General features: G+C 64.5%; 1 protein-coding gene. It reads left to right on the top strand.

Annotation, left to right across the window (positions count from 1 at the left end; all coding sequences use genetic code 11):
* Positions 1–534 precede the first annotated feature (534 nt).
* Positions 535–2,316: a reverse transcriptase/maturase family protein gene (locus B056_RS0109560; protein ID WP_026239511.1), complete on the top strand. Its 1,782-nt coding sequence runs from the start codon at positions 535–537 to the stop codon at positions 2,314–2,316.
* Positions 2,317–2,421 lie beyond the last annotated feature (105 nt).

Below are 2,421 nucleotides of genomic sequence, written 5' to 3'. Positions count from 1 at the left end.
AGTGCGCCATGAGGCGCCTGGTTGTATCCCCGGCTCAGCCGGGAGGAACTCGGAGGGAGGTTCCTGGGTTCGATGGCTTACCTGGATCCGAAAGGTGAAGGGGACAGCAGCATGCCATTGAAGCGGTGGCCGTGCTCAGGCGTTGGAGGCGGCGCACCGCGGAACCCGCGTGATATGGCGAAGGCTGGATTGCTTGAATCCTAATTCCCAGAAGATGGAAGGTCGCATCCGTCGGAAATTGACGTCCGAAGCCGACGCCGCGCTCTGCCCTGGTTTGATGCCATGGCCGGGGTAACCTCCGGGGTGCGGAGCGATGCCCAGTGAGGGCATTCAAGGGAATGAGTGGGACGCCTACGTCACGCTGTCACGTACAACCAGGACGAACATGGGATCGCCTACGGGACGCGAGTCCTACGGCGACGGAGGTCCCGTAGTAGTCGCCGGAGTCACGCCCGGCCAAGGAGTCCGGGAGAGCCGGAATCAGGGCGAAGGGGACCAGGTGATCGGACACATCGGAACCGGGAGGTTTGCGTAATGCAAAGCGCCGAAACGGTGCTGGGTGTCCTGCGTGAGCGCGGCAGGCGCGGTCTGCCGTTGGAAAGACTGTATCGACAGTTGTTCAACCCGCAGTTGTATCTGCTGGCCTACGGGCGCCTCTACTCCAACAAGGGGTCGATGACGCCTGGGGTCACCGGGGAGACCGTGGACGGGATGTCGCTGCGTAAGATCGACACTATTATCGAGGCGCTGCGTCATGAGCGCTATCGGTGGAGCCCGGTCAAGCGGATCCACATCCCGAAGAAGAACGGCAGGACCAGGCCGTTGGGTCTGCCGCCGTGGTCGGACAAGCTGGTCGGTGAGGTGGTCCGCCTGCTCCTGGACGCCTTCTACGAGCCGACCTTCTCCGACCTGTCCCACGGTTTCCGCCCCGGCCGGGGGTGCCACACCGCTCTACGGGACGTGGCCGACACCTGGACCGGGACGACCTGGTTCATCGAGGGAGACGTCGCCGACTGCTTCGGGAGCTTCGATCACCAGATCATGCTGTCGACGCTGAGCGAGAAGATCCACGATGGACGGTTCCTGAGGCTGGTGCGTAACATGCTCGAAGCCGGATACCTGGAGGACTGGGTCTGGAACGCGACGCTGAGCGGGGTTCCGCAAGGTGGTGTCGTCTCACCCGTCCTCTCGAATATTTACCTGCACCGGTTGGACGCTTTTGTCGAAAAAGTCCTGATCCCGGAATACACCCGAGGGCGGATCCGCAAGCAGGACACCGCCTATGCCAGGGTGCGCGCCGCCAGGGACCGAGCATACCGGCGGGGCTACCACGCGCAAGCGCGGGAGCTGCGCCGACAGCTGCGGACCATGCCCAGCGGGGATCCCCGCGATCCCGGCTACCGGCGGTTGCGCTATGTCCGGTACTGCGACGACACCCTGCTCGGGTTCGTCGGACCGAAGGCCGAAGCCGAAGAGATCAAAGAGCGTCTGACGGCGTTCCTGCGCGACGATCTCGCTCTGGAGCTGTCACACGACAAGACACTGATCACGCACGCCCGCACCCAGGCCGCGCGTTTCCTCGGCTACGAGATCACCGTGCTCCACAACGACCGCAAGGTCACCGGTGGCAGACGCAGTGCCAACGGCGTTGTCAGCCTCCGGGTCCCCGAATCGGTGGTCAAGGCCAAGAAAGCCCCCTACGTCTTGCGCGGAAAACCCGAGCGCAGGTCCCATTTGATCAACGAGGACGACCACACCATCGTCAACACCTATGGGGCCGAGTGGCGGGGCATCGTCCAGTACTACCTGCCAGCCGGGAACGTTCACCGTCTCTACCGGCTGCTGTGGGTCATGGAGACCTCGCTGCTCAAGACCCTGGCGAACAAGCACCGCTCGTCGGTGTCGAAAATGGCCCGCAGATACGCGGCCACGATCGACACTCCGCACGGGCGACGCAAGTGCTTCGAAGCCAGGGTTGAACGCAGCGGCAGGAAGCCACTGGTCGCACGGTTCGGCGGCATTCCACTCCGACGGCGCCGCGACGCGGTCATCTCCGACCGCGTCCTGGTCCCGGGCATCGTTCGCCACACGGAGCTGGTCACCCGGCTCCTGGCGAACCGTTGCGAGCTCTGCACAAGTACGGACGGCATCACCGTGCACCACGTCCGGCGGCTGTCAGAACTCGCATATCCGGGACAACCACAGCCGGCATGGGCGGCCGACATGGCACGACGGCGACGCAAGACCCTCGTGGTCTGCCGTTCCTGCCACGACACCATCCACACCGGAAAGCCGATCCCGCAGCTCACGTCATAGTCACCGGAGAGCGACGTGCGGTGAAAGTCGCATGCGTCGTTCGGGCTGGGGGCCGTCGGAAAAGGACCCGCACCCGCGGGTACCTCGCCGGCGGCCCACCAGTGC

Source organism: Parafrankia discariae, assembly GCF_000373365.1.
Lineage (GTDB): Bacteria > Actinomycetota > Actinomycetes > Frankiales > Frankiaceae > Parafrankia > Parafrankia discariae.
This window is presented reverse-complemented; position numbering and strand designations above follow the sequence as displayed.

Bases quoted from the DNA above. Each gene is read 5' to 3' on its own strand.
- B056_RS0109560 (WP_026239511.1), top strand. From the start codon at position 535: ATGCAAAGCGCCGAAACGGTGCTGGGTGTCCTGCGTGAGCGCGGCAGG.